Annotated in this window: 4 protein-coding genes; all 4 read left to right on the top strand. The window is 34.7% G+C overall.

The annotated features are described in order from the left end of the window. Window positions 1-199: 199 nt before the first annotated feature. The 4 genes from NI455_RS15200 (at window position 200) to NI455_RS15185 (ending at window position 2,810) form a co-directional block, all read left to right on the top strand. Entirely contained in the window at window positions 200-535 is a 336-nt protein-coding gene (locus tag NI455_RS15200; protein WP_253114861.1) for a hypothetical protein, read from the top strand. A 593-nt stretch (window positions 536-1,128) separates the two neighbouring features. Next, window positions 1,129-2,079: a replication initiation protein RepM gene (repM, locus tag NI455_RS15195; RefSeq protein ID WP_180051244.1), complete on the top strand. Its 951-nt coding sequence runs from the start codon at window positions 1,129-1,131 to the stop codon at window positions 2,077-2,079. Continuing rightward, window positions 2,072-2,647 (top strand): plasmid replication DNA-binding protein, encoded by a 576-nt coding sequence (locus tag NI455_RS15190; RefSeq protein WP_180051247.1) that lies wholly within the window; start codon window positions 2,072-2,074, stop codon window positions 2,645-2,647. Before repM ends, NI455_RS15190 begins: the two co-directional genes overlap by 8 nt. Window positions 2,648-2,666: 19 nt before the next feature. Then, a complete protein-coding gene (locus tag NI455_RS15185) occupies window positions 2,667-2,810 on the top strand; it encodes a hypothetical protein (protein WP_171293543.1) in 144 nt (47 codons plus the stop codon). The last annotated feature ends 307 nt before the right edge of the window (window positions 2,811-3,117 follow it).

The raw sequence follows: 3,117 nt of genomic DNA, 5'->3' as shown, positions 1-3,117 counted from the left end.
CCATGTTATATAACATTACACATCTTGCCAATATCACTGAAAGTTCAATTGCACATAAATGCATATAATTGCACATCAAAATGAATAAAAATCATTTAAAAGCTGATAGTTGCAGATAATTTCATATAAAATCGTATAAAAGCTCTTAATTGCATATAGTTGCACATAATTGCATAAATCAAAGAAAGAGGAAGTCATTATGGTCACCAGACATGGCGCTAAGAAATTCATCATCTCTGTATTACCAGAAATAGAAAAACGGCTGGAAGCTGGTTATACAATTAAGGAAATCCACGCTGATTTACCTGAGCTAGCGAACAATATTTCTTACAGTTCAGTTTTACGAAATTTGAGTAAAATGGGAATCAGTGAAAAAAAGCCACATCCAAATAAAATAGAAAAATCAGTCAACCTGGATACTGCTTCTAGTTCTAGCCAAAAAATAACGAATGCTCAAAGAAATCTTGAAAATCTACAGAAGCGACCTGAGAAATTTAAATTTAATCATGGAACAAATGATAAGGAATTAATCTGAGTCCTCTTTAAATATAGCTCTAAATGCTGCTTGTTTGCGATTTAAGCTCAAATTCACAGTGAAAGGTACAGAACGAGTGTCTACGAGTGAAATCGCTGAAATTCGCGCTTAGACTCTCTGAAAAACAATTTTTTAAATATTCGAATCTAAAAACTTTTAATTACATATATAAATTAGATCCCGGATCGAGCGAAGCGAGCAAAAAAAGCTCTATGAGCGAAGCGAATCCATTTGTTCTTATTATTTTGACTTTGCTCTTACCAATATTTAAATCATTTTCAGGATTGAGCCAAAATTGCCCCAACGAATCGAGCGAAAGCGAGATTCAATAGAGTTTGAGCGTAGCGAAAACCAAGGGCAATTTTTCCTTCCTTGGGCTTTTAATTATTTTAAAGTTTTTAAATGCTTTTAGATGGCTTGAAAGCATTATAAATAAAGGGTTTTAGCTCTTATATGTCCACGTTTACCTTGCAATATGTCCACGTTTACCTTGCAATATGTCCACGTTTACCTTGCAATATGTCTACGTTTACCTTGCATTAGTACACAAATAATATTAACGTGTACTTATACACAATAAAAAAATAGTGGCTATGAGAGATTTAGTTGTAAAAGACAATGCCTTAATCAACGCAAGCTATAACTTAGACTTAGTAGAACAACGTTTAATTTTATTGGCTATTGTTGAAGCAAGGGAAAGTGGGAAAGGGATTAATGCAAATGATCCATTAGAAGTTCATGCAGATAGTTATATCAATCAATTTGGTGTGCACCGTAATACAGCTTATCAAGCCTTAAAAGATGCTTGTAAGGATTTATTCGCGCGTCAATTTAGCTATCAAGAGAAAAAAGCTAATGGGAATATCCGAAATGTTATGAGTCGTTGGGTATCTCAAATTGCTTATAACGACAATGAAGCAACTGTAGACTTAATATTTGCACCTGCTGTTGTTCCCTTCATAACCAGACTGGAAGAACAATTTACTAAATATGAATTACAGCAAGTTAGTAGTCTTAGTAGCGCTTATGCCATTCGCTTATATGAGCTTCTAATTCAGTGGCGAAGCGCTGGTAAAACCCCAACCATAGAACTACAAGAATTTAGAAAGAAATTAGGCGTTCTTGATAATGAATATTTACGGATGGCTCATTTAAAAGAGCGTGTTTTAGAGCTTTCAATTAAACAAATAAATGAGCATACGGATATAACTGTAAAATATGAACAGCATAAAAGAGGACGTTCTATTTCAGGATTTTCTTTTACCTTTAAACAGAAGAAGAAGGATAGCCCATCAATAGAAAGAGATCCGAATACTTTGGAGCTTTTTTCAAAGATGACCGATGCTCAACGGCATACGTTTGCAAATAAACTTTCAGAACTCCCTGAAATGGGTCGCTATTCACAAGGAACAGAAAGCTATCCTCAATTTGCTGTTCGTATTGCTGAGATGCTACAAGACCCTGAAAAAATCAAAGAACTATTCCCATACCTAAAAAAAGTGGGATATATGCCATCAAATAAAAAGGACGCAGTAAATGGCTAAGTTATCGCTAAGTGAGGTATCTAAAAAATTTCATATTGATAGGTCAACCATTTACAGAGCTGTACGTAATGGACGTTTATCACGCTCTAGTGATGGTCAATTTGACCTTTCGGAAGTTATTAGATGCTTTGGGGAGCCTGAGCAAACATCTCAAAAAATTGAATTATCTAAATCAGATAGCGATGAATCTACAAAAAAACTCATTATTCATTTAGAAAATGAAGTTAAAAAATATCAGGAACGTGAAGAACGTTTAATGCAGCAAATTGATCGTATGCAGACACTCATTGAATTAAAAAGTACTGCACCAGCTACGGCAATGCCACAACAAGATGCCACGGCATGCGACACTACAACACCACAGCATGCAACAACACATCAAGACAATGAAAATAAACAAAAAAAAGAAGATTTATTTTCCAGTAATGTGGCAGTACCACAACAAGATACCACAGCATACGACACTACAACGCCACAGCATGCCACGTTTCAAAATGTAGCTGTGCCACAACCTAAAAAACGTGGCTTATTTGGCCGGGTGCTGAATGCCGTATTTGATAATGACTGAGTTATAAGGGAGAAAGATCATGCCAAAATTGAAAGATATTGCCCTAGGTATTGTGGTTGCTCCTATATTGATCCCAATCATGCTGATTGCGTCTTACCAGGATAAAAAGGCGCTAAAGAAAGACCTAAATAAACGCCAAAAAGAAAAAGACCAGGCTTCCTGATTATTCACCTGGGCTTATCAAAGCCGTGGAACTTTGGTCAGTAAGTAAGCGTGGAACATGATAAATCATAAAAAAAGCCCCGATTGGAGAAAAGGGGCTTATAAGGTTGAACTATATCATTGAAATGTAAGATAAATATCTAAGCATTTCGTATAAGGTGTATTATGTTAATTTTAAGAAAACTAAATAATTTAACCTTAAATATTTTTCATATCAGATTAACTCAAAGGAATAGATTTAAATGGACTAACTCCGTAAGTTAAAGTTTTTTGATTGATTTAATAAATTCAATAAATTGCGGCGAAAA

This window comes from Acinetobacter lwoffii (assembly GCF_024129435.1).
Classification (GTDB): Bacteria; Pseudomonadota; Gammaproteobacteria; order Pseudomonadales; family Moraxellaceae; genus Acinetobacter; species Acinetobacter lwoffii_F.
Note: the sequence above shows the minus strand (reverse complement) of the source record. Positions and strands in the feature narration are given on the sequence as shown.

What these genes read in the sequence shown, in the direction of transcription:
- NI455_RS15200 (WP_253114861.1), top strand. Translation starts at nt 200, where the DNA reads ATGGTCACCAGACATGGCGCTAAGAAATTCATCATCTCTGTATTACCA.
- repM (WP_180051244.1), top strand. Translation starts at nt 1,129, where the DNA reads ATGAGAGATTTAGTTGTAAAAGACAATGCCTTAATCAACGCAAGCTAT.
- NI455_RS15190 (WP_180051247.1), top strand. Translation starts at nt 2,072, where the DNA reads ATGGCTAAGTTATCGCTAAGTGAGGTATCTAAAAAATTTCATATTGAT.
- NI455_RS15185 (WP_171293543.1), top strand. Translation starts at nt 2,667, where the DNA reads ATGCCAAAATTGAAAGATATTGCCCTAGGTATTGTGGTTGCTCCTATA.